The 24456-nt window shown below is 72.7% G+C and carries 28 protein-coding genes, 1 tRNA gene and 1 pseudogene; 10 read left to right on the plus strand and 20 right to left on the minus strand.

Annotation, left to right across the window (positions count from 1 at the left end; genetic code table 11):
* Positions 1-7 precede the first annotated feature (7 nt).
* From yajC to pdxT, 6 genes are all read right to left on the minus strand, one after another.
* On the minus strand, positions 8-328 hold the full coding sequence (gene yajC, locus ASD06_RS07000; RefSeq protein ID WP_056674839.1) for a preprotein translocase subunit YajC: 321 nt from the start codon (positions 326-328) through the stop codon (positions 8-10).
* Between the two features lie 155 nt (positions 329-483).
* On the minus strand, positions 484-1623 hold the full coding sequence (gene ruvB, locus ASD06_RS07005; RefSeq protein ID WP_056674841.1) for a Holliday junction branch migration DNA helicase RuvB: 1140 nt from the start codon (positions 1621-1623) through the stop codon (positions 484-486).
* Positions 1620-2225 (minus strand): Holliday junction branch migration protein RuvA, encoded by a 606-nt coding sequence (gene ruvA / locus ASD06_RS07010; protein WP_056674842.1) that lies wholly within the window; start codon positions 2223-2225, stop codon positions 1620-1622. The genes ruvB and ruvA overlap by 4 nt, the downstream gene beginning before the upstream one ends.
* On the minus strand, positions 2222-2740 hold the full coding sequence (gene ruvC, locus ASD06_RS07015) for a crossover junction endodeoxyribonuclease RuvC (protein WP_056674844.1): 519 nt from the start codon (positions 2738-2740) through the stop codon (positions 2222-2224). The genes ruvA and ruvC overlap by 4 nt, the downstream gene beginning before the upstream one ends.
* Positions 2741-2852: 112 nt before the next feature.
* On the minus strand, positions 2853-3617 hold the full coding sequence (locus tag ASD06_RS07020; RefSeq protein ID WP_056674845.1) for a YebC/PmpR family DNA-binding transcriptional regulator: 765 nt from the start codon (positions 3615-3617) through the stop codon (positions 2853-2855).
* Entirely contained in the window at positions 3614-4216 is a 603-nt protein-coding gene (gene pdxT / locus ASD06_RS07025; RefSeq protein ID WP_056674847.1) for a pyridoxal 5'-phosphate synthase glutaminase subunit PdxT, read from the minus strand. The genes ASD06_RS07020 and pdxT overlap by 4 nt, the downstream gene beginning before the upstream one ends.
* Between pdxT and ASD06_RS19950 the strand changes: the two are divergent.
* The 3 genes and pseudogenes from ASD06_RS19950 to kynU form a co-directional block, all read left to right on the plus strand.
* A pseudogene (locus ASD06_RS19950) lies at positions 4206-4760 on the plus strand (N-acetyltransferase family protein); the annotation flags it as partial. The gene pdxT and the pseudogene ASD06_RS19950 sit on opposite strands and share 11 nt — an antisense overlap.
* Before the next feature lie 105 nt (positions 4761-4865).
* Positions 4866-5423 (plus strand): GNAT family N-acetyltransferase, encoded by a 558-nt coding sequence (locus ASD06_RS19955; protein ID WP_056675157.1) that lies wholly within the window; start codon positions 4866-4868, stop codon positions 5421-5423.
* On the plus strand, positions 5420-6676 hold the full coding sequence (kynU, locus tag ASD06_RS07035) for a kynureninase (protein WP_056675160.1): 1257 nt from the start codon (positions 5420-5422) through the stop codon (positions 6674-6676). The genes ASD06_RS19955 and kynU overlap by 4 nt, the downstream gene beginning before the upstream one ends.
* Positions 6677-6823: 147 nt before the next feature.
* Here kynU and pdxS read toward each other — a convergent pair whose 3' ends face one another.
* From pdxS to pgsA, 5 genes are all read right to left on the minus strand, one after another.
* Entirely contained in the window at positions 6824-7753 is a 930-nt protein-coding gene (pdxS, locus tag ASD06_RS07040; RefSeq protein WP_056674850.1) for a pyridoxal 5'-phosphate synthase lyase subunit PdxS, read from the minus strand.
* A gap of 110 nt (positions 7754-7863) precedes the next feature.
* Entirely contained in the window at positions 7864-8478 is a 615-nt protein-coding gene (locus ASD06_RS07045) for a hypothetical protein (RefSeq protein WP_082537813.1), read from the minus strand.
* A gap of 10 nt (positions 8479-8488) precedes the next feature.
* Positions 8489-9607: a glycosyltransferase family 4 protein gene (locus tag ASD06_RS07050; RefSeq protein WP_056674853.1), complete on the minus strand. Its 1119-nt coding sequence runs from the start codon at positions 9605-9607 to the stop codon at positions 8489-8491.
* Entirely contained in the window at positions 9604-10545 is a 942-nt protein-coding gene (locus tag ASD06_RS07055) for a phosphatidylinositol mannoside acyltransferase (RefSeq protein WP_056674855.1), read from the minus strand. The genes ASD06_RS07050 and ASD06_RS07055 overlap by 4 nt, the downstream gene beginning before the upstream one ends.
* 29 nt (positions 10546-10574) lie before the next feature.
* Positions 10575-11201 (minus strand): phosphatidylinositol phosphate synthase, encoded by a 627-nt coding sequence (gene pgsA, locus ASD06_RS07060; RefSeq protein WP_056674857.1) that lies wholly within the window; start codon positions 11199-11201, stop codon positions 10575-10577.
* A gap of 156 nt (positions 11202-11357) precedes the next feature.
* Here pgsA and ASD06_RS07065 point away from each other — a divergent pair, with 156 nt between their 5' ends.
* The 5 genes from ASD06_RS07065 to ASD06_RS07085 all read left to right on the plus strand — a co-directional run bounded on the left by ASD06_RS07065 (position 11358) and on the right by ASD06_RS07085 (position 15708).
* Positions 11358-13502, plus strand: a complete 2145-nt coding sequence (locus ASD06_RS07065; RefSeq protein ID WP_056674858.1) for an elongation factor G-like protein EF-G2 — start codon at positions 11358-11360, stop codon at positions 13500-13502.
* 9 nt (positions 13503-13511) lie between these two features.
* A complete protein-coding gene (locus tag ASD06_RS07070) occupies positions 13512-13970 on the plus strand; it encodes a hypothetical protein (protein WP_157371561.1) in 459 nt (152 codons plus the stop codon).
* Positions 13955-14854: a hypothetical protein gene (locus ASD06_RS07075; protein WP_056674862.1), complete on the plus strand. Its 900-nt coding sequence runs from the start codon at positions 13955-13957 to the stop codon at positions 14852-14854. The genes ASD06_RS07070 and ASD06_RS07075 overlap by 16 nt, the downstream gene beginning before the upstream one ends.
* A gap of 4 nt (positions 14855-14858) precedes the next feature.
* Positions 14859-15317 (plus strand): GyrI-like domain-containing protein, encoded by a 459-nt coding sequence (locus tag ASD06_RS07080; protein ID WP_056674864.1) that lies wholly within the window; start codon positions 14859-14861, stop codon positions 15315-15317.
* Positions 15318-15405: 88 nt separating this feature from the next.
* A complete protein-coding gene (locus ASD06_RS07085) occupies positions 15406-15708 on the plus strand; it encodes a hypothetical protein (protein WP_157371562.1) in 303 nt (100 codons plus the stop codon).
* A gap of 103 nt (positions 15709-15811) precedes the next feature.
* Here the strand turns inward: ASD06_RS07085 and ASD06_RS07090 are convergent, their stop codons facing one another.
* The 5 genes from ASD06_RS07090 to ASD06_RS07110 all read right to left on the minus strand — a co-directional run bounded on the left by ASD06_RS07090 (position 15812) and on the right by ASD06_RS07110 (position 19797).
* On the minus strand, positions 15812-16363 hold the full coding sequence (locus tag ASD06_RS07090; protein WP_056674867.1) for an HIT domain-containing protein: 552 nt from the start codon (positions 16361-16363) through the stop codon (positions 15812-15814).
* Positions 16360-18378 carry a threonine--tRNA ligase gene (gene thrS / locus ASD06_RS07095; RefSeq protein WP_056674869.1) on the minus strand — a complete coding sequence of 673 codons (2019 nt, stop codon included), beginning with the start codon at positions 18376-18378 and terminating at the stop codon, positions 16360-16362. Before thrS ends, ASD06_RS07090 begins: the two co-directional genes overlap by 4 nt.
* Before the next feature lie 92 nt (positions 18379-18470).
* Positions 18471-19109: an MOSC N-terminal beta barrel domain-containing protein gene (locus tag ASD06_RS07100; RefSeq protein ID WP_056674872.1), complete on the minus strand. Its 639-nt coding sequence runs from the start codon at positions 19107-19109 to the stop codon at positions 18471-18473.
* Positions 19110-19190: 81 nt separating this feature from the next.
* Positions 19191-19262 (minus strand) — tRNA-Val (locus tag ASD06_RS07105).
* Between the two features lie 37 nt (positions 19263-19299).
* Positions 19300-19797 carry a TIGR02611 family protein gene (locus ASD06_RS07110; protein WP_056674874.1) on the minus strand — a complete coding sequence of 166 codons (498 nt, stop codon included), beginning with the start codon at positions 19795-19797 and terminating at the stop codon, positions 19300-19302.
* A gap of 234 nt (positions 19798-20031) precedes the next feature.
* On the opposite strand from ASD06_RS07110, the gene ASD06_RS07115 reads away from it, so the two are divergent.
* Positions 20032-20445 (plus strand): SsgA family sporulation/cell division regulator, encoded by a 414-nt coding sequence (locus ASD06_RS07115; protein ID WP_200941927.1) that lies wholly within the window; start codon positions 20032-20034, stop codon positions 20443-20445.
* A gap of 13 nt (positions 20446-20458) precedes the next feature.
* On the opposite strand, the gene ASD06_RS07120 is transcribed toward ASD06_RS07115, so the two are convergent.
* Both ASD06_RS07120 and ASD06_RS07125 read right to left on the minus strand, forming a co-directional pair.
* On the minus strand, positions 20459-21295 hold the full coding sequence (locus tag ASD06_RS07120; protein WP_056675166.1) for an aminotransferase class IV: 837 nt from the start codon (positions 21293-21295) through the stop codon (positions 20459-20461).
* Between the two features lie 27 nt (positions 21296-21322).
* On the minus strand, positions 21323-22402 hold the full coding sequence (locus ASD06_RS07125; RefSeq protein WP_056675169.1) for an anthranilate synthase component I family protein: 1080 nt from the start codon (positions 22400-22402) through the stop codon (positions 21323-21325).
* 23 nt (positions 22403-22425) lie between these two features.
* Between ASD06_RS07125 and ASD06_RS07130 the strand changes: the two genes are divergently transcribed.
* On the plus strand, positions 22426-23538 hold the full coding sequence (locus tag ASD06_RS07130) for a CapA family protein (protein ID WP_200941929.1): 1113 nt from the start codon (positions 22426-22428) through the stop codon (positions 23536-23538).
* Positions 23539-23544: 6 nt separating this feature from the next.
* Here the strand turns inward: ASD06_RS07130 and ASD06_RS07135 are convergent, their stop codons facing one another.
* The gene (locus tag ASD06_RS07135; protein WP_056674875.1) at positions 23545-24033 is read right to left on the minus strand and encodes a GNAT family N-acetyltransferase; all 489 of its coding nucleotides are present in this window, start codon (positions 24031-24033) and stop codon (positions 23545-23547) included.
* 57 nt (positions 24034-24090) lie between these two features.
* Positions 24091-24258: a hypothetical protein gene (locus ASD06_RS19310; RefSeq protein WP_200941930.1), complete on the minus strand. Its 168-nt coding sequence runs from the start codon at positions 24256-24258 to the stop codon at positions 24091-24093.
* Between the last annotated feature and the right edge of the window lie 198 nt (positions 24259-24456).

The raw sequence follows: 24456 nt of genomic DNA on the forward strand, positions 1-24456 counted from the left end.
CAGGCTCTCACTTCTCGCCGGTGGGTGCGTCAGGCTCTGCGGTCGGCCCGAGGTCGGGCGGCGGGGTCGCCCCGGGCGCGGGGACGACGCTGGCGATCGCCCGCCGATCCCAGCGCACGGTCTGCCCGGGCGCGGTCTCCAGCACGGCGACGGTGTCGTCGATCGACACGATGCGCGCGTAGAGCCCGGAGGTCGTGAGCACGTCCTGCCCGGGCTGCAGCGTCGCCTGCAGGTCGGTGAACTGGCGCTGCCGCTTGCGCTGCGAGGTGAACAGGAACAGCAGGAGCAGCACAGGCAGGGCGAAGATCAGCAGGTCTGAGGCTTTCACGCGCCGTGTTCCTTCCGCCGGCGGTGGAGCCGGTCGACTTCGAGGTGTGTGGCCGGCGAGCAAGGTACACGCCGGGGCCGACGGTCGAGTCTAGGTGAGCGGAGGCACCGCACCCAAGAAACCGTCAAACTACGCAGGTCACTATGTGGTGACGATCAGCCGAAGCGCCCAGTTCCCTCGCCGTCCTGCTGCTCGTCGTCGGTGGTGTCGAGCAGGTCGAGCTGACCGCCCGCCACTACCGGCGACGGCGGCCGCAGGCCCAGGTGCCGCCAGGCCTGGGGCGTCGCCGCACGGCCTCGGGGCGTGCGCAGCAGCAGGCCCTCGCGCACGAGGAACGGCTCGACGACCGTCTCGACGGTCTCGACCTCCTCCCCCACGGCCACGGCCAGCGTCGCGACACCGACTGGCCCACCGGCGAAGCGCTGGCACAGCGCGTTGAGCACCGCCCGGTCGAGCCGGTCGAGGCCCCGCTCGTCGACGTCGTAGAGCTCGAGGGCCGACCGCGCGGCGTGCCGGTCGATCGCTCCCCCGCCGTGCACCTGCGCCCAGTCGCGCACCCGGCGCAGGAGCCGGTTGGCGATGCGAGGCGTGCCCCGCGAGCGGCCGGCGATCTCGACCGAGCCCTCCTGGTCGAGCTGGACGCCGAGCAGCCGGGCCGAGCGGTGGATCAGCTGGTCGAGCTCGTCGGCGCTGTAGAAGTCCAGGTGCGCGGTGAAGCCGAACCGGTCGCGCAACGGCGCGGGCAGCAGGCCCGAGCGCGTGGTCGCTCCCACGAGCGTGAAGCGAGGTAGCTCGAGGGGGATCGCCGTGGCGCCCGGCCCCTTGCCGACGACGACGTCGACCCGGAAGTCCTCCATCGCGAGGTACAGCATCTCCTCGGCCGGCCGTGACATGCGGTGGATCTCGTCGAGGAACAGCACCTCGCCCTCGCTGAGGGACGACAGGATCGCCGCGAGGTCGCCGGCGTGCTGGATCGCCGGGCCGCTGGTGATCCGCACCGGTGCCGACAGCTCGGCTCCGATGATGAGCGCGAGGGTGGTCTTGCCGAGGCCGGGTGGGCCGCTCAGCAGCACGTGGTCGGGCGGGGTGCCGCGGCGCGTGGCGGCCTGCAGCACGAGGTCGAGCTGGTCGCGCACGCGCGTCTGCCCGATGAGCTCGGACAGCCGGGTCGGCCGCAGCGCGCCCTCGACCACGCGCTCGTCGGCCTCAGCGTCTGCCGTGACCACGCGAGCGGTGAGCTCGTAGGAGCCGTCGTCGGCCTCGACGCCGGGGCTCGGGGCGCTCTGCTCGCTCACGTGCGACCCAGCCGCTGCAGGGCGGCACGCAGCACCGCCGGGACGTCCACCGGCTCGCCTGCGGCGGGTGCCACCTCGGCCACGGCGTCCTCCGCTGCCTTGGCCGCCCAACCCAGCCCCACGAGCGCCTCGCGCACCTGACCGCGCCACGTGTCGTCGTCGGCAGCCGCCGGCTCGCTGGGCGCGTGGTCGACGGCGCCCGGCAGGCCGATCTTGCCCTTGAGCTCCAGCACCATGCGCTGGGCGCCCTTGAGACCCACGCCGGGCACCTTGCGCAGGGCGGTCAGGTCCTCGGTGGCGACGGCGCGCCGCAGGGCCTCGGGCTCGTGCACCGCGAGCATCGCCAACGCCAGCCGCGGCCCGATGCCCGACACCGTCTGCAGGGTCTCGAAGGTCGCGCGCTCGTCGTCGTCGGCGAAACCGTAGAGCGTCAGTGACTCCTCGCGCACCACCAGCGACGTCGCGAGCTCGGCGTGCTGGCCCTCGCGCAGGCCAGCGAGGGTGCGGGGGCTCGCGTGCACGAGCAGCCCGACGCCGCCAACCGTCACGACCGCGGCGTCGAGCCGCAGCCGCTGGACGACACCTGACACCGCCGCGATCACCGGGCACCCGCCTTCGCCAGCGCTGCCTCGATCCGCGCTGCCGCTCCCCCGCGCCAGACGTGGCAGATGGCCAGGGCGAGCGCGTCGCTGGCATCCGCAGGGCGCGGTGGCGCGTCGAGCCGCAGCAGGCGGGTGACCATCGCGGCCACCTGCGCCTTGTCGGCGCGCCCGTTGCCGCTCACGGCGGCCTTGACCTCGCTGGGGGTGTGCAGCGCGACGGGCAGGCCCAGCCGGGCCGCCACGAGCATCGCGACCGCCGACGCCTGCGCCGTACCCATCACGGTGCGCACGTTGTGCTGGCTGAACACCCGCTCGACGGCCACGGCATCGGGAGCGGTGCGCTCCACCCACTGCAGCAGCGCCACCTCCACCTCGTGCAGCCGCTGGGCGACCGGTGCGTCGGGAGACGTGCGCACGACGCCCACCTCCACCAGCGACAGCGGCCGGCCGGGTGCGCCGTCGACGACGCCGACTCCGCACCGGGTCAGGCCGGGGTCGACGCCCAGGACGCGCACGCGTGCCTCCGCTCGAGTTGGTACCGGATCCGAACAGGTGTTCGGGATGCACGCTACACAGGCGGGCGGGCGGCGTCGGCGCGGCACGCCGACGGCCAGCGAGCCCAGCGGCTCAGGCCTCGACCAGCTCCATGACCTCGTCGCTGACGTCGAAGTTCGCGTAGACGTTCTGGACGTCGTCGCTGTCCTCGAGCGCGTCGATGAGCTTGAAGACCTTCTTCGCGCCCTCGACGTCGAGCTCGATCTGGGTGCTGGGCACGAACTGCGCCTCGGCCGAGTCGTAATCGATCCCGGCGCCCTGCAGGGCGGTGCGCACCGCCACGAGGTCGCTCGGCTCGCTCACGACCTCCCAGGTGTCGCCGTTGTCGTTGACCTCCTCGGCGCCGGCCTCGAGCACGGCCGCCAGCACGTCGTCCTCGCTGAGGCTCTTGCCGTCCTGCTCCTTGGCGACGGTCACGACGCCCTTGCGCGAGAACAGGTACGCGACGCTGCCGGGGTCGGCCAGGCTGCCGCCGCTGCGGGTCAGCGCAGTGCGCACCTCCATCGCGGCGCGGTTCTTGTTGTCGGTCAGGCACTCGACCAAGAACGCGACACCGCCGGGGCCGTAGCCCTCGTACATGATCGTCTGCCAGTCGGCGCCGCCGGCCTCGGCCCCCGAGCCGCGCTTGACCGCGCGGTCGATGTTGTCGTTGGGCACCGACGTCTTCTTGGCCTTCTGGATGGCGTCGTAGAGCGTGGGGTTGCCCGCCGGGTCGCCGCCGCCGGTGCGGGCCGCGACCTCGATGTTCTTGATCAGCTTGGCGAACACCTTGCTGCGCTTGGCGTCCTTCGCAGCCTTCTGGTGCTTGGTCGTCGCCCACTTGGAGTGGCCGCTCATGAACGCTCCCTCACCATCTCGACGAATGCCCGGTGCACGCGGTCGTCGCCGGTCACCTCGGGGTGGAAGGACGTCGCGAGCAGCGCGCCCTGCCTCACCGCCACGATCCTACCTGCGGCCTCACCTTGCTCGACCCGGCCGAGCACCTCGACGCCCTCACCGACCTCCTCGACCCAGGGGGCGCGGATGAACACGGCGCGCAGCGGGCCGCCGTCGATGCCGGTGAGCTCGATGTCGCCCTCGAAGGAGTGCACCTGACGGCCGAAGGCGTTGCGGCGCACCGTCATGTCGATGCCGCCGAAGGTCTGCTGATCGGGGCGGCCGTCGACGACGCGGTCGGCGAGCAGGATCATCCCGGCGCAGGAGCCGTACGCCGGCAGGCCGTCGCGCAAGCGCGCGACCAGCGGCTCGCGCACCTCGAACGCTCGCGACAGCTTGTCGATGGTCGTCGACTCCCCGCCGGGGAAGACGATGCCGTCGAGATCGTCGAGCTCTTCGGGACGACGGACGGGTCGGGCGAGGGCGCCGAGCTCCGCCAGCAGCTGCAGGTGCTCGCGGACGTCGCCCTGCAGGGCCAGCACACCGATGATGGGACTCACGAGGTCCCAGCCTACTGGCGGGGCGGCACCGCTTTGTCGCGAGGTAAAGCGGGCGCCGTCGACCCTGCGACGCTGCTATCACTGCAGGGTGACCACACCATCACCCCGGCTCCGCCCGGGCACGCCGGACGACGCACCCGCGATCCTGCGCCTGCTCGACGAGGCGGTGGCCTGGCTCGTCGACCGCGGGCGCAGTGACCAGTGGGGAACGCAGCCGTGGTCCGAGCGCGACGCCGCCCGACGGCAGGTCGACCGGCTCGCCGCGAGCCCAGGGCTCGTCGTCGCCGTCGAGGACGACGCGGGCCGCGAACGCGTCCTCGGCGCGATCGTCGTCGAGGACCACCCGACGTCCTACGTCGGCCCGGCCGGCCAGCCGGAGCGCTTCGTGCACCTGCTCGTCACCTCGCGGTCGGCATCAGGGCGCGGCATCGGCGACGCCTTGCTGGCGCACGCGCGCGAGCGCTGCCGTCGTGAGCGGGTCGAGCTCCTGCGCGTCGACTGCTTCGGGGGCGGCGAGCGCGAGCTGGTGCGGTGGTACGAGCGGCAGGGGTTCGTCGCGACGCACGCCGTCGACGTCCAGGGCTGGCCGGCCCAGGTGCTGGAGCAGCGGGTCGAGCGGTACGACGAGCTGCGCACCGAGCGGCTGCTGATGCGGCGGTGGGTCGCCGATGACCGCGCGCCGTTCGCGGCCCTCGGCGCCGACCCGGCGGTGATGGAGCACTTCCCGTCGCTGCACGACCGAGCGACCAGTGAGGCCACCATCGAGCGGTTCGAGCGACACCTGAGCGAGCACGGTTGGGGCGTCTGGGCGCTGGAGCGCACCGACACGGGCGAGTTCATCGGCTTCACGGGCCTCACTCCCGTACCTGAGGACGTGCCGGTGGCGTCCGACGTCGAGGTCGGCTGGCGCCTGGCGCGCCGGCACTGGGGGCACGGCTTCGCGTCGGAGGCCGCGACGGCGGCCCTCGGTGTCGCCTTCGACGACCTCGGGCTGCCCGACGTGGTGTCGTTCACGAGTCACGCCAACGTGCGGTCGCAAGCGGTGATGCGCAGGATCGGGCTCCGACGACGTCCGGACGCCGACTTCGACCACCCGCGCTTCCCCGACTGGCCCGGTCGTCGGCACGTCGTCTACGGCGTCACCGCCGAGCAGTGGCGCGAGGGTGCTCGCGGCGCCGAGCCCCCCGCCGGTACCGTCGGCTCGTGACCACCACGACGGCCTCCGCGGAGGAGCTCCAGCAGCGCGCCCAGCGCCTCGACGCCGACGATGCGATCGCCCACGCCCGCGAGCGGTTCGACCTGCCTGAGGGCGTGATCTACCTCGACGGCAACTCCCTCGGGGCCCTGCCCTCGTGCGTCCCGGACGCCGTGGCCGACGTCGTCCGGCAGCAGTGGGGTCACGACCTCATCGCGTCGTGGAACTCTCACGACTGGTGGGGCGCGCCGCTGCGGGTCGGTGACGCCGTCGGCCGGCTGGTGGGCGCGGCCCCCGGCCAGGTGGCGGTGGGTGACTCGACGTCGGTCAACCTCTTCAAGTGCTACGTCGCGGCCGCCAGACTGCGACCCGGCCGCACCGTCGTGGTGAGCGATCCGGGCGTCTTCCCGACCGACCAGTACGTGCTGGAGGGTGCTGCCTCCCTCGCGGGGCTGCAGATCGTGCACGCGCGGCCCGACGAGCTGGGCGCGGTGCTCGAGCGGCGCGGCCACGAGGTGGCGCTCGTGTCGTTCTCGCACGTCGACTACCGCACCGGCCAGCTGTGGGACCTGCCGGGCCTCACGCGCGCCGTCCACGACGTCGGTGCGCTCGCGCTGTGGGACCTGTGCCACAGCGCCGGCGTCGTCGAGGTGGGCCTGGACGAGCACGAGGTCGACCTCGCCGTCGGCTGCGGCTACAAGTACCTGAACGGCGGCCCCGGCGCCCCGGCGTTCATCTACGTCGCCAGCCGGCTGCAGGACGAGTTCGACCAGCCGCTCAGCGGCTGGCACGGCCACGCGCGGCCGTTCGCCATGGAGGGTTCGTTCGCTCCGGCGGGCGGTATCGCGCGCGCCAAGGTCGGCACCCCGCCGCTGCTCTCGGTGCTGGCGCTGGAGGCTGCGCTCACGGCGTACGAGGGTCTTGAGCTGGCCGCCGTCCGGCGAAAGTCGTTGTCGCTCACCGGCTTCTTCATCGAGTGCGTTCAGCAGCTGCTGCCCGACGTCGAGATCGTCAGCCCGCTGGACGACGACCGCCGCGGCTCGCAGGTGGCCCTGCGCCACCCCCAGGCCTACGCCGTCGTCCAGGCCCTGATCGCGCGTGGGGTCGTCGGCGACTTCCGCGAGCCCGACGTCGTGCGGCTCGGTTTCGCGCCGCTGTACCTCTCCCACGCCGACGTGCTGGCGTCGGCGCAGCAGCTGGCCGAGGTGCTCGAGCGGCGCGAGTTCGAGGACGCCCGCTACGCCACCCGCGCCCAGGTCACCTGACCCCGTCGAAGCGGGGAGATCCCACGAGCGGGGAGACCGCGGCAGCCTGGACCCCCGAGGAGCAGAACGGGCGCCGAACCCGGAGGCCGGCGTGAAGGAGCTTGCGACAGCCGGCCGGAGGGTTCGACGCCCGTTCTGCGGTGAGACCTACCAGCCGCGCTCGGCGAGGCGGTGCGGCTGCGGGATCTCGTCGACGTTGATGCCCACCATGGCCTCACCGAGACCGCGCGAGACCTTCGCGATGACGTCGGGGTCGTCGTAGAAGGTCGTGGCCTTCACGATGGCCTCGGCGCGCTGTGCCGGGTTGCCGGACTTGAAGATGCCCGAGCCGACGAAGACGCCCTCGGCGCCGAGCTGCATCATCATCGCGGCGTCGGCCGGCGTGGCGATACCGCCGGCGGTGAAGAGGACGACGGGCAGCTTGCCCTTCTCGGCGACCTCCTTGACCAGCTCGTACGGCGCCTGCAGCTCCTTGGCCGCGACGAAGAGCTCGTCGTCGCGCAGCGACTGCAGCCGGCGGATCTCGCCGCCGATCTTGCGCATGTGCGTCGTGGCGTTCGAGACGTCGCCGGTGCCGGCCTCACCCTTGGAGCGGATCATCGCCGCGCCCTCGGTGATGCGGCGCAGGGCCTCGCCCAGGTTGGTGGCGCCGCACACGAAGGGCACCGTGAACTGCCACTTGTCGATGTGGTTGGCGTAGTCGGCCGGGGTGAGCACCTCGGACTCGTCGATGTAGTCGACGCCGAGCGACTGCAGCACCTGCGCCTCGACGAAGTGGCCGATGCGGGCCTTGGCCATCACCGGGATCGAGACGGCGGCGATGATGCCGTCGATCATGTCGGGGTCGCTCATGCGCGAGACGCCGCCCTGAGCGCGGATGTCGGCCGGGACCCGCTCGAGCGCCATGACGGCCACGGCGCCGGCGTCCTCGGCGATCTTCGCCTGCTCGGCGTTGACGACGTCCATGATGACGCCGCCCTTGAGCATCTCGGCCATGCCGCGCTTGACCCTGGCGGTGCCGAGCTCGTGGCGGGGCTCCAGCCCGGCCTGGTCGGGGGCGCTGCTGTCGGTGGACACACGAACCTCACAGGAAGAAGCGACGGGGTGTACGCGCCCATCGTACGGCGCGCGCCGCACCCCCGAGCCCAGCAGTCTGCGAGCCGGACGAGCCCCGAGCGCCCACTGCGTCAGTCCACGAGAGCAGGGGGCGGGTCGTCGTCCATCTCGAAGGTCTGCGGTACCTCGGCGCGGCCGGCCAGCCGCGCCCACCGCACGACCCGCTTGCCGCGCACCCGCGCGGCGTCGGTGACGGCGCCGTTGAGGAACCGGCGTGCCAGCCGCACCCGGTGGCACGCCGCAGCGAGCCGGTCGACCAGCGGGGCGAGGACCGGATCGGCGGACAGCTGCGCGACGACGTCCTGGTCGAGCGTCGCCCGCAGGGCCTGCGACAGGTCGCTCTCGGCGCGCTCGCGCGAGACGTGGTCCTGGCCCGGCAGGTCGCCGCCGGCCAGCCGCGGCGCGACCGCGTGCTGCGTGGCGCCGACGTGATCCGCCTGCTCCCCCACCTCGAGCGCGATGGACGCCGCGTCGGCCAGCAGCAGGCCCGACGCCGGGTCGACCGCACCGGACGTCGCCAGCTCGACCGCGGCCTCGGCCCGCCGCACCAGCTGGGCGTCCAACGCGGCGACCGCACCCTCGACGCGATGGTGCAACCGGTCGAGCCGGCTGGCGGAGAACGACAGGTACCACGCGAGCAGCGCCAGGACGAGCAAGGCGCCGAGCACGATCTGCAGCTGGTCCACGGCCGCCACTCTACGAACGCACGCCGTCGGTGACGGTCTCGTAGACGGCCAGCACCTCCTGCGCCACCACCGACCAGTCGTAGCGGCGCACGCCGACGGCAGCCGCCGCCCTCAGCCGGGCGCGGCGCCCCTCGTCGACCAGCAGGTCGCCCAGCGCGGCGGCCAGAGCGGACGCGTCCCGGTTCGCGAACAGCACGCCGAGCTCGCCGTGCTCGAGCACCCGAGCGAAGGCGTCGATGTCGCTGGCCACGACAGGGGCGCCGGCGCTCATCGCCTCGACCAGCACGATGCCGAAGCTCTCCTGACCCGTGTGCGGGGCGACGTACACGTCGACCGAGCGCAGCAACGAGGCCTTGTCGTGGTCGCTGACCATGCCCAGGAAGGTCACCGCCTCCTGCGCGTGGGCGGGAAGCAGCTTGCGCGCGTCCTCCTCGCTGCCCATGCCGGCCACGAGCACCTGGACGCCGGGAAGCCGCTCCAGCAGCAGCGGCACGGCCTGACACAGCACCGGCAGGCCCTTGCGCGGCTCGTCGATGCGGCCGACGAACGCGATGGTCGGGCGCTCGGCGGAGCCGGTCCACTCCGGCCGCGTGTCCGCGCGGGCGAAGACGTCCACGTCGACGCCGTTGGGGATCACCACGGCATCGCCCCCCAGGTGCGTGGTGACGGTGCGCCGCGCGTCCTCGCTCACGGCGATGCGCGCCACGATCTTCTCCAGGCTGGGGCGCAGCAGCGGGTACCCGGACTGCATCAGGCGCGAGCGCAGGTTGGAGGTGTGGAACGTCGCCACCACGGGCCCGTCGTAGGCCCACAGCGCCAGCAGCGACACGCTGGGCACGATCGGCTCGTGCACGTGCAGGACGTCGAACTGGCCGGCCTCGACCCACTTGCGCGTCCGGCGCGCGCTGACCGGCCCGAAGACCAGCCGCCCGACGGCGCCGTTGTACGGGACGGCCACGCTGCGTCCGGCCGAGGTGAGGTACGGCGGCACGGGTGTGTCGTCGTCCGCCGGCGCGAGCACGCCCACGTCGTGGCCCAGGGCGATGAGGTGCTCGGCCAGGTCACGGACGTGGAACTGCACCCCGCCGGGCACGTCGAACGAGTAGGGGCAGACCAGACCGATCCTCATGCCGGCCTCCGCGCCGGGTCGAGGTCGGCGACGAAGACCTTCTGCAGCATGTGCCAGTCCTCGGGGTGCGCGGCGATGACCTCGGCGAGGTGGTCGGCGCACCGTTGGGTGAGCGCGGTGACCGCGGGCCGTCCGCTGCCGACGTCCGTGGTGTCGACGGGCGGCGCCCACCGGACGACGATCCCGTGGCCGCCGCTCGAGCGACGTTCGTAGAAGATGCCGACGGCGAACAGCGCGGCGCCGGTCTGCAGCGCCAACGCCGCGGGCCCCACGGCCATCCGGGCGGGCTCACCGAACAGCTGGACCTCCACCCCGCCCTGGGTGAGGTCACGGTCGGCGAGCAGCGGAACGAACCCACCGTCTCGCAGGGTGCGCAGCAACGTGCGGAAGACGTCGGACCCACCGGTGAGCGGGATGATCGTCATGCCCAGCCGCTCACGGAAGCGCACGAAGCGGTCGAACAGCCGCTCGGGCCGCAACCGCTCGGCGACGGTCGTCACCGGCGCGAGCGACAGCGTCGACCACGCGCCGGCGTGGTCCCAGTTGCCCAGGTGCCCGAGGAACATCACGACGCCCCGCCCGGAGGCGAGCGCCTCGCGCACCGGCTCGTCGCCCTCGACGCGCACGGTCGACCGGATCCTCTCGTGCGACCAGTCGGGCAGCCGGAAGCTGTCGCACCAGTAGCGCAGGTACGACCGCATGCCGGCGCGTGAGAGGGTCCGTAGACCGGCCGCGTCGAGTCCGGGCCGCACCCGCGCGAGGTTGGCCTCCAGACGACGCACACCAGTGCCGCGCCGTCGCCAGGCGACATCGGCGACGACCTCGAAGAGCCGGTAGGCGAGGCCCTCGGGCAGGAGTCGCACGAGCCGCCACCCCGCGGCGTACAGGGCGTACGTCACCGCGTCGACGAGCCGGGTGCGTCGTGGCCGGGTCGCCACGCCAGTCACCGTTCGCGTCACCGCGCGGGTCACGGCGCGGGCGGCGGCACGGCCCGCAGCGCCTGCCGGCGCACCTCCAGCATCCGCTGCACGACCGTGACCAGGCTCGCCACGGCGAGCAGCGCGAGCACGACGGTGAGCACGACGTCGGGCAGGCCCAGCCCGACGAACCCGGTGGTGACCAGCACGGCGACGAGCCGGTCGGCGCGCTCGGCGATCCCGACGTTCGCGGTCATGCCGAGACCCTCGGCGCGGGCCTTCGCGTACGAGACGACGGCGCCGAGCACGAGGCAGGCGAGAGCGAGGGTGCCGGTGAGGGTGTCGTCGCCGCGGCCGAGGTACCAGAGCACCAGGCCACCGAAGATGGCGGCGTCCCCCACGCGGTCGAGAGTCGAGTCGAGGTACGCGCCCCACGCGCTCGACCGGCCCGAGGCCCGGGCCATGATGCCGTCGACGGTGTCACTGAACACGAACGCGGTGATCACCAGCGTGCCGATGAGCAGGTGGCCGCTCGGGTAGAAGACGAGCGCCCCGGCGGCGACGCCCAGGGTGCCGACGAGCGTGACGACGTCCGGGCTGATGCCGGCGCGCAGCAGCAGGCCGGCTGCGGGCGTCAGCAGGCGGGTGAAGAAGGCACGGGCGAAGCGGTTCAGCACCGGGCGATCCTACCGGCGGGAAGGTGCCCGGATCGCCAGCCGCACCCACGGGACATCGGTCCTTGTGCCGATGCTCGCCACACGACAGGGTTGAGGCGCCAGCGCCCGGTCACTCGCGGTCACCCGGCCGCAACCGGCCCGGCAGGAGGGCACGTCATGGCACACGAGGCCGCCTCACCGCAAAGAGTCCGCAACGTCGTGCTCGTCGGGCACGCCGGCTCAGGGAAGACCACCCTGGTGGAGTCACTCCTGCTGGCGACCGGCGCGATCACCCGCGCCGGGTCCGTGGACGACGGCACGACCGTCACCGACTTCGACGACCAGGCCAAGAAGCAGCACCGCTCGGTCGCCCTCGCGGTGGCCTCCTGCGAGTGGGACGGCACCAAGATCAACCTCGTCGACACTCCGGGGCACCCGGACTACGTCGGTGAGCTCCGCGCCGGCCTGCGGGCCGCCGACGCCGCCCTGTTCGTCGTCTCCGCGGTCGACGGCCTCGACGGTGCCACGGCCCTGCTGTGGGACGAGTGCGCCTCGGTCGGCATGCCCCGCGCCGTCGTCGTGACCAAGCTCGACCAGCCACGAGCCGACTTCGAGGAGTCCGTGGCCGTGTGCCAGCGCGTCTTCGGCGACGGCGTCGTGCCGCTCTACCTGCCGCTGCACGACGAGGGCACCGAGGACGCCGACACCGTGGCCGGGCTGATCGGGCTGCTCTCGCTGCAGCTGGCCGACTACAGCGGCGGCTCGCGCACCGTCCGCGACTCCGACCCGGAGCACCAGGAGCTCGTCGAGGGACGTCGCTCGGACCTCATCGAGGCGATCATCCAGGAGTCCGAGGACGACGCCCTGATGGACCGCTACCTCGCAGGCGAGGCGGTGGGCACCGACATCCTCATCCCCGACCTCGAGCGCGCGGTGGCCCGCGGCTCCTTCTACCCCGTGCTCCCCGTCGTGGGCGAGACCGGAGTTGGCGCGCACGAGCTGCTCGAGATCATCACGCAGGGCTTCCCCGCGCCTGACGAGCACCCGCTGCCCGGCGTCACGACCCCGGACGGTGACCCGCGCGGCCCACTCACCTGCGACCCCGACGGCCCGCTCGTGGCCGAGGTCGTCAAGACCACCACCGACCCGTACGTCGGCCGGGTCAGCCTCGTGCGCGTGTTCTCCGGCACCCTCCACCCCGACACCGCCGTGCACGTGTCGGGCCACAGCGAGCGGTTCTCGGGCACGACCCTGGAGAACCACGAGGACCACGACGTCGACGAGAAGGTCGGCGTGCTGAACAGCCCGCTCGGCGGCCAGCTGCGCCCCACCGGGCGATGCATCGCCGGCGACATCTGCGCTGTCGCCCGGCTCACCCGGGCCGAGACCGGCGACACCCTCTCGGACATCGGCGACCCCCTGCTCGTCGAGCCTTGGGTCATGCCTGAACCCCTGCTGCCCGTGGCGATCCGCGCGGCCACGCCGTCAGACGAGGAGAAGATGGCCGAGGCGCTCGGACGCCTCACCGTCGAGGACGCCACGGTGCGCATCGAGCACGACCCCAAGACCCAGCAGCTGGTGCTGTGGGCGATGGGTGAGGCGCACGTCGGCCTCGTGCTCGACCGCCTGCAGGACCGCTACGGCGTGCACGTCGAGGCGGTGCCGGTGCGGGTGTCGCTGCGCGAGACGTTCGTCGGAGCCGGGTCGGGGCGCGGCCGGCTGGTCAAGCAGAGCGGCGGCCACGGCCAGTTCGCCGTGTGCGAGGTGGACGTCGAGCCGCTGCCGCCGGGCAGCGGGATCGAGTTCGTCGACCAGGTGGTGGGCGGCGCGGTCCCGCGGCAGTACATCGCCAGCGTCGAGAAGGGCGTGCGCGCGCGGGCGGAGAAGGGCCTCATGGCGGGGTACCCGCTCACCGACGTCCGCGTGACGCTCACGGGGGGCAAGGCGCATTCCGTCGATTCCAGCGACGCCGCCTTCGCGACGGCCGCAGGCATGGCGCTCGAGGACGCCGCGAGCGCCGGCCTGCGGCTGCTCGAGCCGGTCGACGAGGTCGAGATCACGGTGGACGACGAGTACGTCGGGGCCGTGATGACCGACCTGTCGTCGCGCCGAGGGCAGGTCACGGGCACCGAGCCGTTGGGCAACGGCCGCAGCCGGGTGCGGGCCGACGTCCCCGCCACGTCGCTGTCGCGGTACGCCGTCGAGCTGCGGTCGGTGGCTCACGGCACCGGCGTCTTCACCCGTCACTACGTGCGGCACGAGCCGGTGCCGCCCAACGTCGCCGACCGCATCCTCGCCCAGGCCGGGGGCGCTGACGGCTAGCATCACGGCGTGCAGACAGGGGGCACCACGCTCGGGGCGTGGGGTGTGCGGTGGCGAGCCGCGACGTTGACGGTGCTGGCGGCGTTGTTCGTCCTCGGCTCGGTGGTCGGCCAGGACGACTGGTGGCCGTTCTCGCCGTGGCGGATGTTCTCGACGTCGACCCCGGCGTCCGGCGCGGTCGTGGCCATGGCGCTGGAGGTGCAGACGGCGGACGACGTCTCGTGGCGCCCGACCGGACTGACGCCCTGGAACGTCGGTCTCAACCGGGCCGAGGTCGAGGGGCGCATCCCGCAGATCACCAGTGACCCGGGGATGCTCGGCACCCTGGCCGCCAGTCACGTCCGCCTGCACCCCAGCGACGCACCCTGGACCGCGGTGCGGCTCGTGCGCCGCGAGACGGTGATCGTCGACCGCGTGCCGACCGGCGAGGTCCGCACCCGCGAGGTCGCGTCGTGGAGCGCTCGGTGAGCCGGCTGCGCGGATGGCTGTTCGAGCCCGCTCCCCTGGCCCGCGTCGCGCTGCTGCGGGTGGTGGTCTACGCGTTCGTCATCGTCGACGTGGTGTTCCTGCACACCTCGGGCTGGTACCACGGCTTCGCCGACCCGGTCTGGTACGAGCCGCTCGTGGCGGGGCGCCTGCTGCACCTGCCGGCTGCCACGCTCGTGCTCGTCGAGGTGCTCAAGTGGGGGTCGGTGGCCGGCGCCGTCGTGGCCATCACCGGGCGCTTCCCCCGCGCCGCGGGCTGGTTCGTCGCCCTCACCTGGAGCTGGTACCAGTACGTCGCGTTCAGCTACGGCAAGGTCGACCACGACCGGGGCGACTTCGTCTTGGCTCTGCTGCTGCTGCCGACGGTGGGGCTGGCGCACCTGGACGACAAGCGACTCAGCGAGGCGGCCGGCTTCGCGCTGCGAGCGGTGCAGCTCGGCGCGATCGCGACGTACTTCTTGTCGTCGGTGGCCAAGCTGCGCTTCGGCGGCCCGGAGTGGGTCAACTCGGCCACGCTCGTGCGCGCGGTCGTGCGTCGTGGGACGCCGATCGGCGAGCTGTTCCTGCACACGCCGTGGCTGCTGCACGTCGGCCAGTGGGTGATCGTGGGCGCCGAGCTGCTGTCGTGGGTGATCTTCGTGCTGCCCGAGCGCTGGCGCCGGCTCATGGTGCTGGCGTGGTACCTGTTCCACGCCGGCGTCTACGCCACCATCACCATCGCCTTCTGGCCGCACCTGGTGATGATGCTGGCGTTCCTGCCGCTCGAGCAGTACCGCGATCGGGTGGTCGCCTGGTGGCGCCACCGACGTTCCGGCGAGGTGGGACCTTCCTCCCTACCCGCGCCCGATCCCACCGCGACACCCTGACGCGATGAGTTACGAGGTCACCGAGGTCGATCTGCCGGAGCGGCCAGCTGCCGTCGTCCGCGGGCACGTCGCCCACGACGGCATCCCCGCCTTCCTCGGCGGCGCGTTCAGCGCCGTCATCGCCGCCGTCGGCCCCCGCGGTCTCGGCCCGGCGGGTCCGGCGTTCGCCAGGTACCGCGTGGCCGACGACGGCGGCTGGGACATCGAAGCGGGGTTCTCCCTGCTCGCGCCGCTGGTGGGCGGCGACGGCGAGGTCGAGGCCACCACGTTGCCGGCAGGCCTGGCCGCCCGCACGCTGCACGTCGGCGACTACGGCATGCTCGGGGAGGCCTACGCGGCGGTGACGGCGTGGCTGTCGGAGCACGACCTCGCGGCGGCGGGCGAGCCGTGGGAGTGCTACCTCGACGGCCCGGAGGTCGAGACACCACGCACCGAGGTCTTCTTCCCCTGCCGCCCCCGCTGACCGCCCGCCCGAAAGCGGGGGCCACGGTGGTCGGGCCCGGATCGAGGACCGCACGGAGCCCGGCTCGCAGCTGCGCGTGCTCGAGGTGGTGCCTGACCGCGACGGTGCCGCGTCGATCACGGTCGAGTACCTGGCCGGTGACCACGACGAGCTGTGGACGACGGTGGCCGGCTTCTGCGAGTCGGGCGACCTCGACTGGCTCGCCCTGCTATTCGGAGCCTGCGCCGCGGGGCGCGTCGGACGTCTGGACGGCGACCGTCGAAGCAGGCTCGAGGTCGAGGTCGCTCCCGGCGACGTCCGGGGCTCGACGAGGTACGCGGGTCTCCGGTCGCTCGGCCCACGCCCCGGCTGGCGGCGTCGAGCAGTCGTGTCGGAGTACGCCGCCTACTGATGCACGACGAATCGTCGGGCCGCAAGGTGCGGCTCTGGGTGCGGCGAGAGTGCTGCGATCACGACACCTCCGCCGCACCCATGTCCGCACGCTGGGCGGGGGGTCAGGCGCTGGGCCAGGCGTCGGCGAGGCGCTGGCGCGTCTCGCCGAGCAGCACGGGCAGCGGCTTGGTGCGCGCGATGATCGGCATGAAGTTGGCGTCCCCGCCCCACCGCGGCACGACGTGCTGGTGCAGGTGCGCGGCGATGCCCGCGCCGGCCACCGCACCCTGGTTCATGCCGATGTTGAAGCCGTGCGGCGCCGACGCCTTCGTGAGCGCCCGGATCGCCGACTGCGTCAGCGCCGCGACCTCGTGCGCCTCGTCGTCGGTGAGGTCGACGTACGCCGCGACGTGCCGGTACGGGCACACCATGAGGTGCCCCGGGCTGTACGGGTACAGGTTCAGCACGGCGTACGCGAGCTCACCGCGGTGCACGACGAGCCCGCTCTCGTCGTCCAGGCGCGGCACGCGGCAGAACGGGCACTCGTGCGTGGAGTCGTCGGCCGGCTTGCTCTGGCCGTCGATGTAGACCATCCGGTGCGGGGTCCAGAGGCGTTCGAAACCGTCCGGGTCACCGACGAACTGGTCGGCCGGCTCGACGTGCTCCTCGCTCACGGGGTGACGGCCCGCGTGCGGATCGCCTCCAGGATCTCGCCGACGGCGTCGTCGAGCGGCACGCCGTTGTTCTGCGACCCGTCGCGGTAACGGAACGACACGGCGCCCTTGCTGACGTCGTCGTCGCCCGCGATCAGCATGAACGGCACCTTGGCCTTCTGCGCGTTGCGGATCTTCTTCGGGAACCGGTCGTCGGCGGTATCGACCTCGATCCGCACACCCTCAGCGCGCAGCCGGGCTGCGACGTCCTGCAGGTAGTCGACGTGGGCGTCGGCCACGGGGATGGCGACGACCTGCACCGGCGCCAGCCACGCGGGGAACGCCCCGGCGTAGTGCTCGACGAGGATGCCGAAGAACCGCTCGATCGACCCGAACAGCGCGCGGTGGATCATCACCGGGCGCTGCCGCGAGCCGTCCGGCGCGGTGTACTCGAGCTCGAAGAGCTCCGGCTCGAAGAAGTCCAGCTGGATCGTCGACAGCTGCCAGGTGCGCCCGATGGCGTCGGTCGCCTGCACCGAGATCTTCGGCCCGTAGAACGCTGCGCCGCCCGGGTCGTCGACGAGGTGCAGCCCGGACTCGGTGGCCACCTCGCGCAGGGTCTCAGTGGCCTCGGCCCAGGTCGCGTCGTCGCCGACCGACTTCTCGGGGTCGCGGGTCGACAGCTCGAGGTAGAAGTCGTTCAACCCATAGTCGCGCAACAGGTTCAGCACGAAGGTGAGCAGTGACGCCAGCTCGTCGCGCATCTGCTCGCGGGTGCAGTAGATGTGCGCGTCGTCCTGGGTGAAGCCGCGCGCGCGGGTGAGCCCGTGCACGACGCCGGACTTCTCGTACCGGTAGACGGTGCCGAACTCGAACAGCCGCAACGGAAGCTCGCGGTACGACCGCCCACGCGACTGGAACACCAGGTTGTGCATGGGGCAGTTCATCGGCTTGAGGTAGTAGTCCTGCCCGGGCTTGCGCACCGAGCCGTCGGCGTTCAGCTCGGCGTCCAGGTGCATGGGCGGGTACATGCCCTCGGCGTACCACTCCAGGTGACGGGAGGTCTCGAAGAGCTTCGCCTTGGTGATGTGCGGGGTGTTGACGAACGAGTACCCGGCCTCGATGTGCCGGCGGCGCGAGTACTCCTCCATCTCCATGCGCATCACGGCGCCCTTGGGGTGGAAGACCGCCAGGCCGGACCCGATCTCGTCGGGGAAGGAGAACAGGTCGAGCTCGGCGCCCAGCTTGCGGTGGTCGCGGCGCTCGGCCTCGGCCAGCCGGTCGAGGTAGCCCTTGAGCTCGTCCTTGGTGGGCCACGCGGTGCCGTAGACGCGCTGCAGCTGCGGGTTCTTCTCGCTGCCGCGCCAGTAGGCCGCGGCAGTGCGCATGAGCTTGAAGCCGTTGCCGATGAGCTTGGTGGTAGGCAGGTGCGGGCCGCGGCACAGGTCCTTCCAGGCCACGGACCCGTCGCGCCGCAGGTTGTCGTAGATGGTGAGCTCACCGGCGCCCACCTCGGCCGAGGCGCCCTCGGCCGCGTCGGCGGCGCCACCCTTGAGGCCGATGAGCTCGAGCTTGTACGGCTCGTCGGCCAGCTCGGCGCGCGCGTCGTCGTCGCTCACCGCGCGGCGGGCGAAGGTCTGGCCCTCGTTGACGATCTTCTGCATCGCCTTCTCGAGCGCCTTGACGTCGTCCGGCGTGAACGGGGTGTCGACGTCGAAGTCGTAGTAGAAGCCGTCGCGCACCGGCGGCCCGATGCCCAGCCGCGCCTTGGGGTTCACCTGCTGCACCGCCTGGGCGAGCACGTGAGCGGTCGAGTGGCGCAGCACCGCCAAGCCGTCCTCGCTGTCGATGGTGACGGGCTCGACGACGTCACCGTCGCTCAGGACGTGGCTGAGGTCGCGCAGCTCGCCGCCGACGCGGGCGACGACGACGGCCTGCGGACCGCGGGAGGCGTCCTCGAACAGCTCGCCCGCCGTCGTCCCCGCCGGCACCGATCGCTCGCTCCCGGCGACGGACACGGTGATCTGGGCGGACACGAGAGGCCTCCTGGTCAGTCGGACGCCGGCACTCACCGGCTCAGGCGATCGTATCGGCGCGGCGTGGTGCCGACCGACGGGGTTTCGTGGCGTCAGACGAGCCGGACGTCGTCCCCGACCTCGACCGTACCGGCCCGCAGCACGTCGGCGTAGACGCCCAGGCAGTGCTTCGGCTGCTGGCTGATGCGCAGGACGACGTCGCCCAGGTGCAGCTCGCGGCCGACCCACGCGGTCTCGAGCTCGCCGTCGACGAGGTCGAGCTCGACGTTCGCTCGCGGCTCCTCGACGCTGCACGCCGGGTCGCCGAAGGTGGTGCCCTCGTCGGCTGCCGCCCGCTCGACGGCCTGACGGCTCACCACGTGCACGGGCGCGACGTCCGCGAACGACGCGCCGTCGGCCACCTGAAGCCGGGCGGGCCGGCCGACCAGCCGGGCGACGGCCGCGTCGGCGGCGCTGCCGGTCAGTGGCTCGTCCTCGCCCGCGAGCACCAGCTCGGGGGCGTGCGCACCGTCCGGGACGACGGCGGCGACGTCCCGCAGACCGTTGACCTGCTTGGCGGTCACCACCGCCCCCTCGTCGTCGACGACAGCCCAGGCGCGGTCGTGCTGCAGGCCGCTCGCCTCGACGCGGGCGTGCTCAAGCCGGGGGGCGGTCATGGACTTCACGGGGAAGGCGCGCAGGCCGGCGACGCGTCCGACCACCGGCCCGTAGTGCTCGGCTTCGTGGCTCACGCAGGCGAGCCTACGCCTGCGCGCAGCCCGCACGAGAACGCAGAACCCGCCGGTCGCGAGGCGACCAGCGGGTTGCGGAAGTGGGCGATACTGGGTTCGAACCAGTGACCTCCTCGGTGTGAACGAGGCGCTCTACCACTGAGCCAATCGCCCGTGCTGCGGTCGGTAACACTACCCGATGCCGGGGCCCTCACTCCAACCCGGGCACCCGCACCAGGAGGTCGTGCGCGAAGGCGGGCAGCCACCCGGGCACGCCGAACGCCGCGAAGTAAGCCCAGAAGATGGCCAGCACGAGCACGAGGGTGGCGAGCCCGACGGCGATTCGCACCCACAGGGCCTGCTGGCTGATCCACGTGGTCCACCGATGCACGTGACGGCGCGCGAAGCCGAGCAGCCGGTCAGCCTTCTCGAACTCGCTCGCCAAGATCGCCAGGCCGACGAACACGATCGCCCAGCCCGGGCCGGGGGCCGGAATCGCCAGGATGCCCACGGCCATGACCGCCAGGCCGACCACCCCCACCACGATGCGGTAGATGCGTCGGGTCGTGGGATTTCGCTTGAGGCGAGCGCGCCAGGCGAAGCGATCCTCGTCCTCGTCGACCACCGTCGCGCGGTCGTGAGGGTGACGATCGTGGGCGTGGTGGTCCTGAAGGTGGTGGTCGCGCTCCCCCGGCGGCGGCTGCTCCATGGTCGGCAAGCGTACTTTCGGGTGACCTGCCCCGGTCAGCCGACGCGGTTTGCTCGTGTCTATACCCGGGCTTGACCATCTCTTTACTGTTGCGGCAGTAGGGTTTGCGGCTGAGCGGAAGACTTTCCGTCGAAATCGGACAGTGAGGTTTGACGGGTCCTCCAGGTGGGAACATCTGCGAAGACCGGGTTTGTCGACCGGGCTATCCCGCCCCTCGCCCCAGGAGGACGCGCCATGCTGCAGCCCCCCATGTCGGTCATCGACGACGTCGACCTGCGCCTGGTGGTGCCAGGGGACGAAGGCGTCCAGCTGACCGCCACGCTGCGGTTCGAGGCCAGCGACCCGTTCGCCGTCGAGGCCACCTTCCGGGCCGGGGCGGAGTCGATCTCGTGGGTGCTCGGCCGCGACCTGCTCGCCGACGGCCTGCACGGTGACTGCGGCGAGGGTGACGTGCGCGTCTGGCCCACCGTCGACCGCGGGCGGCACGTGGTGATGCTGCAGCTCAGCTCCCCCGACGGCAGCGCCCTGCTGGCCGCCGACGCGACCGGCTTGGACGCCTTCTTGCGCCGTACCTACGAGGCCGTGCCGCTCGGCTTCGAGGGCGACCACCTCGACCTCGACTCGGTCGTCGCCAAGCTGCTCACCTGAGCCGAGGCCGGCCTCAGGGGTCGACGTTCGCGGCAGCCCGCCGACGGAACAGGTCGGCCGCTGCCGTCCCGAGCGCCCCCGGTGCCTCCAGGTGGCGGTCGTCCACCTGCCGCACCGGCTGGACGTCGCGGGTCGATGAGGTCAGCAGCACCTCCGTGGCGGCCCGCAGGTCGTCCAGGCCCAGCTCGGCCTCCACGACCTCGATCCCGTCGTCGATCGCCCACTCGATCAGCAGCTCGCGGGTGATGCCACCCAGGCAGCCGGACGACAGCGGCGGCGTCACCAGCCGGCCGTCCACAGCCACGAAGACGTTCGACCCGGTGCCCTCACACAGGTGCCCGCGCGTGTTGGTGAACAGCGCCTCGCTGGCCCCGTGCCGTCGGGCGTGGGCCAGCGCCACGACGTTCTCGGCGTACGACGTGGTCTTCAGCCCGGCGACGGCGCTGCGCTCGTTGCGGGTCCAGGGCACCACGCTCACCACCGTCGACGCCTCGGGACGCGACACCGGCGAGGCCACGACGACGTAGGTCGGCGACGCATCACCGCGGTCGGAACCGAGCGGCCCGTAACCGCCGGTCATGGTGAGTCGCAGCCGGCCGAAACCGATCGGCTCGCCGGCCTCCAGGACGGCGGCCATGCCCTCTCGCAGCGCGGTGACGTCGGGAGGCACCAGCCCGAGCCCCGCGGCCGAGGTCGCGAGGCGGCGCAGGTGCCGGGTGAGCGCAAAGGGCTCGCCGTCGACGACCTTCAGCGTCTCGAAGACGCCGTCGCCGACCGTGAGTCCGTGGTCGAGCGCGCAGATCGCCGGGGCTTGCGGGTCGACGAGCCGACCATCCACCCACACCCGCAGCTGCGCGTCGACCATGCCCTGAGTGTCTCAGAGGCCCCGGCGAGCGCCGTGGGGGCGCGCCGCCACGGCGAGCAGCGTCGCCGCCTTGAGCTCGGTCTCGTCCCACTCCCCTTGCGGATCGGACCCCCAGGTGACCCCCGCGCCGGTGCCGAAGCGCAGCACGCGCTCGCCCGCTGGGTCGCCGTCGGCCCAGAACGTCCGGATCCCGACCGCGAGCCGGGCCGTCCCGGCGTCCGCGTCGATCCAGCCCACGGCGCCGCAGTAGGGCCCGCGCGCCGAGCGCTCCAGGTCGGTGATGGCCCGCAGCGCGCTCGACTTCGGCGCGCCGGTGACCGACGCCGGGGGCATCGTGGCCGCCCACAGGTCCGGCCAGCCCGAGCCCGCTCGCAGCTCCCCCTCGACGCGGGAGACCAGGTGCACCAGACCCGGGTGGGCCTCGGCCGCCAGCAGCGCCGGCACCTCCACCGAGCCGGGCTCGCAGACCGTCGACAGGTCGTTGCGAGCGAGGTCGACGATCATGACGTTCTCGTCGACGTCCTTGGGCAGCAGCCGCGACGCCTCGGTGGCGGTCCCCTTGATCGGCCCCGTGCGCACCCGCCGGCCCGCACGCTCGAGGAAGAGCTCGGGTGAGGCGCAGACCACCTCGAGCCCGGGCAGCCGCACGTAGCCCGCGTAGGGCGCGGGGTTGTCGCGCTGGACGGCCGCCGCCAAAGCCAGCAGGTCGGCGTCCGGGTCGATCCGCCGGCTGAGCACCCGACAGACGTTCACCTGGTAGACCTCGCCGCACCCGATGCGGTCGCGCACCTCCTCGCAGGCCGCGAGGTACTGCTCGTGCTGGAGCGACGTCGTCCAGCCCGCAGGGTGCAGACCGGGCCACCCGCGCGGTGAGGGTGGCAACGGCGCCTCGCGGACGGTGGCGAACCGGGCCAGCCTCACGCGTCCTTCGAACTCGCCCACCACCGCCCACCAGCCGCCGGTGCGCTCGAGGCGCGCCAGTGCGCTCGCCACCTCATCTGGCCCGTGCGCGTCGACGACCTCGACGAGCTGACGGGCGAGCCGCCCACCGAACCACGCCAGGGCAGCGCGGGCGCTCGAGGTGGCGGTCACGCCGCGCACCCTAGACTGCGCGCGTGTCGCAGCGCTTCCTCGCTCTCGCCGCCGTGTCTGCGATGGCGCTCGCTGCGTGCTCTGCGGGTGGCACGACCCCTGTGACCGGACCTTCGACGCCGCCGGTGTCGCAGAGCCCGACCGCCCAGCAGTCGGGCACCCAGGCTGGCGACCAGCCGGTCGACGCGACACCTCAGACGCCATCCACCGTCACGCTGGCCTTCGGCGGTGACGTCCACTTCGCCAACCAGCTGGCCCCCCGGCTCGACGACCCGGCCGCCGCACTGGCCGAGCTGCGGCCGTACCTGGCGACAGCCGACCTGGCCATGGTCAACCTCGAGACGGCGATCACGACGCGGGGCAGCGAGCAGCCGAAGAAGTTCCGCTTCCGGGCTCCGCCAGCGGCGCTCGACGCGGTGGCCGGCGCCGGCGTCGACGTCGTCACCATGGCCAACAACCACGCCGTCGACTACGGGCCGGTCGGTCTCGACGACACGTTGGCCGCTCGCGCGAAGAGCCCGGTCGCCGTCGTGGGCCTCGGCCGCGACCGCGCCGACGCCCTCGCGCCGGCGGTGCTCACGGCTCGCGGTGTGCGCGTGGCGTTCCTCGCCGGCACGCAGGTACCGGACTGGACGCTGGCGACCTGGTCGGCCACGGCAGGCCGGCCCGGTGTCGCGTCGGCTGCCGACCCCGCGCGACTGGCCGCGGCGGTGAGGCGCGCCCGCTCGCAGGCCGACGTCGTGGTGGTGTACCTGCACTGGGGCACCGACTACACGACCTGCCCGAACCCGTTGCAGCGCCGGACGGCGGCCGCGCTGGCCGAGGCGGGGGCCGACGTCGTGGTCGGCACGCACGCCCACCGCGTCCAGGGCGCTGGGTGGCTCGGCGACACCTACGTCGCCTACGGCCTCGGGAACTTCGTCTGGTGGCGCCGCAACTCCGAGCTGGACTCGCGCAGTGGCGTGCTGACGCTCACCCTGAAGGGACGTCGCGTGGTCGCCGAGCGCTGGACGCCCCTGCGGGTGTCGGCCGACGGCATCCCCCGCGAGCCTGAGCCGGCACAGAGCCGGCGGTTGCAGCAGCAATGGCTCGACGCGCGGTCGTGCACCGGCCTGGCCGGTCAGCCGACGTCCTGACGCGCGTCAGTCCGCGGACAGGCGTTTGGTCATGGTGACCTGCTGCTCGCGAAAGCCCGCGCTGCGGTAGAGCTCTCGCGCGACGTCGTTGTCGCCGAAGACGTTCAGCTGCAACGACGGCACGCCCCACTCACGCGCCACGGCCTCGGCCTTCTCGAGCAGGCGCCGACCCCACCCTTGACCGCGACGGGTGGCCTCGACCTCGATGTCGTAGACGTAGGCGTGCTCGGCGGCGGTTCCGACTCGAAGGTGCGCGAGCCACAGCAGCCCGACGGCGCGGCCCTCGCCGTCCACGGCTCGCCAGAGGTGGTGGCCCTCGGCCGGGCGACCATCCGGAAACAGCGAGACGGTGCTCTCGCGCGCGTTCTGCTGAGCGACGTCCTGCGGCAGGCCACCCAGGCGGTGCATCTCGTCGGCGTACGACTTCTCGAGGTACACCACGTAGTGGGCCAGCTCCTCGGCGGTGAGCTCGCGCAGCTCGAGGTCGCTCGACATGGAGCGAATGCTAGCCAGCCCGCCACCTGTCAGGCGGCGAACCCCACCGTGCCCGGCTCAGCGACCGAAGAGCCCCTTCACGGCGTCGAGGAAGCTCCCGGCCGGCTCGGGCTCGCACTGGCACTGCTGCGAGCGGGGGACGCCGGCCATCACCTGGTCGACGTGCTGGCCGCACCCGCGCCAACTGCGCTTGCCGCAACGGTTGCACTGAGCAGGACTGCACATGAGGTGCTTCTCCCTTGGTGGAGCGAACGAGTGACGCCACCATACCCCATGGGGTATGGAGCGCACCAGGTGCACCTCTGCCCTTGGTCCGTCTCGCTCACCGCGCAGCACGGGCGCCGCCTGGACGTCCGGGTCGCGCGCCGAGGGCCGCCGACCCCCCGGCGCTCTCGTGGTCAGAAGATCGCGTCCATGCCCGAC

The organism is Angustibacter sp. Root456 (assembly GCF_001426435.1).
Taxonomy (GTDB): Bacteria; Actinomycetota; Actinomycetes; order Actinomycetales; family Angustibacteraceae; genus Angustibacter.

Bases quoted from the DNA above. Each gene is read 5' to 3' on its own strand.
- ASD06_RS07020 (WP_056674845.1), bottom strand. From the start codon at position 3,617: ATGAGCGGCCACTCCAAGTGGGCGACGACCAAGCACCAGAAGGCTGCG.
- ASD06_RS07080 (WP_056674864.1), top strand. From the start codon at position 14,859: ATGAGTTACGAGGTCACCGAGGTCGATCTGCCGGAGCGGCCAGCTGCC.
- ASD06_RS07115 (WP_200941927.1), top strand. From the start codon at position 20,032: ATGCTGCAGCCCCCCATGTCGGTCATCGACGACGTCGACCTGCGCCTG.
- ASD06_RS07065 (WP_056674858.1), top strand. From the start codon at position 11,358: ATGGCACACGAGGCCGCCTCACCGCAAAGAGTCCGCAACGTCGTGCTC.
- ASD06_RS07135 (WP_056674875.1), bottom strand. From the start codon at position 24,033: ATGTCGAGCGACCTCGAGCTGCGCGAGCTCACCGCCGAGGAGCTGGCC.
- ASD06_RS19955 (WP_056675157.1), top strand. From the start codon at position 4,866: ATGCGGCGGTGGGTCGCCGATGACCGCGCGCCGTTCGCGGCCCTCGGC.
- ASD06_RS07110 (WP_056674874.1), bottom strand. From the start codon at position 19,797: ATGGAGCAGCCGCCGCCGGGGGAGCGCGACCACCACCTTCAGGACCAC.
- ASD06_RS07050 (WP_056674853.1), bottom strand. From the start codon at position 9,607: ATGAGGATCGGTCTGGTCTGCCCCTACTCGTTCGACGTGCCCGGCGGG.
- ASD06_RS19310 (WP_200941930.1), bottom strand. From the start codon at position 24,258: ATGTGCAGTCCTGCTCAGTGCAACCGTTGCGGCAAGCGCAGTTGGCGC.